Source organism: Halobacillus sp. B29 (assembly GCF_052246755.1).
Lineage (GTDB): Bacteria > Bacillota > Bacilli > Bacillales > Halobacillaceae > Halobacillus > Halobacillus halophilus.
Window position 1 is genome coordinate 1 of record NZ_JBQQCM010000031.1, and the last position, 1,065, is coordinate 1,065.

General features: G+C 48.9%; 7 tRNA genes and 1 rRNA gene. All 8 read right to left on the bottom strand.

Annotation, left to right across the window (positions count from 1 at the left end):
- Positions 1-50: 50 nt before the first annotated feature.
- Positions 51-127, bottom strand: a tRNA-Arg gene (locus ACTWP7_RS20325).
- A 9-nt stretch (positions 128-136) separates the two neighbouring features.
- Positions 137-225 (bottom strand) — tRNA-Leu (locus ACTWP7_RS20330).
- Between the two features lie 61 nt (positions 226-286).
- Positions 287-361: transfer RNA gene (locus ACTWP7_RS20335), tRNA-Gly, on the bottom strand.
- Positions 362-367: 6 nt separating this feature from the next.
- Positions 368-449 (bottom strand) — tRNA-Leu (locus ACTWP7_RS20340).
- A gap of 7 nt (positions 450-456) precedes the next feature.
- Positions 457-532, bottom strand: a tRNA-Lys gene (locus ACTWP7_RS20345).
- Positions 533-574: 42 nt separating this feature from the next.
- Positions 575-650 (bottom strand) — tRNA-Thr (locus tag ACTWP7_RS20350).
- A gap of 9 nt (positions 651-659) precedes the next feature.
- Positions 660-735, bottom strand: a tRNA-Val gene (locus tag ACTWP7_RS20355).
- Between the two features lie 10 nt (positions 736-745).
- Positions 746-859: ribosomal RNA gene (rrf, locus tag ACTWP7_RS20360) — 5S ribosomal RNA — on the bottom strand.
- Positions 860-1,065 lie beyond the last annotated feature (206 nt).

Sequence of the window (1,065 nt, forward strand, 5' to 3'; positions counted from 1 at the left end):
CCTTGGTCCCAAACCAAGTGCTCTACCAAGCTGAGCTACTTCCCGTATAATGGCGCGCCCGAGAGGAGTCGAACCCCTAACCTTCTGATCCGTAGTCAGACGCTCTATCCAATTGAGCTACGGGCGCATATGAGTATGGTGCCGAGGGCCGGACTCGAACCGGCACGGTGGTGACCCACCGCAGGATTTTAAGTCCTGTGCGTCTGCCAATTCCGCCACCCCGGCTTGACATGTTTTTCATATGGACTATCTTGTTGTTCAATTATAAGTATATTAAAGTAACTATTGGAGCGGAAGACGGGATTCGAACCCGCGACCCCCACCTTGGCAAGGTGGTGTTCTACCACTGAACTACTTCCGCAATAAGTGCGGGTGGAGGGACTTGAACCCCCACGCCGTGAAGCACTAGATCCTAAATCTAGCGTGTCTGCCAATTCCACCACACCCGCAGGCAAATGGTGAGCCATGAAGGATTCGAACCTTCGACCCTCTGATTAAAAGTCAGATGCTCTACCAACTGAGCTAATGGCTCATAACAAAATAAATCTATGTTATTTTCAAATCAAAGATCTCATGGTGCCGGCCAGAGGACTTGAACCCCCAACCTACTGATTACAAATCAGTTGCTCTGCCAGTTGAGCTAGGCCGGCAACTAAAAATGGTGGAGGATGCAGGGCTCGAACCTGCGACCCCTTGCTTGTAAGGCAAGTGCTCTCCCAGCTGAGCTAATCCTCCGGATTATAAAGTTTGGCGGCGTCCTACTCTCACGGGGATCGACCCGACTACCATCGGCGCTGAAGAGCTTAACTTCTGTGTTCGGCATGGGAACAGGTGTGACCTCTTCGCCTTCACCACCAAACCTTATTTCTTTTTTCAAGGACAAGATATATTATATTGTCCTGAGAGAAAAAATTCAAGGGTAAATTACATTTTTTTTTGTAAACCCTCAAAACTGGATAAGGCAATCATTCAACCATCGGACGAGCGAACGTCTCTTCCGACTTCATATCAATCCAGCTACAGCTCCTAGATCCTCGCTATTCTAAGCAATCTCTCTTCAGGGTG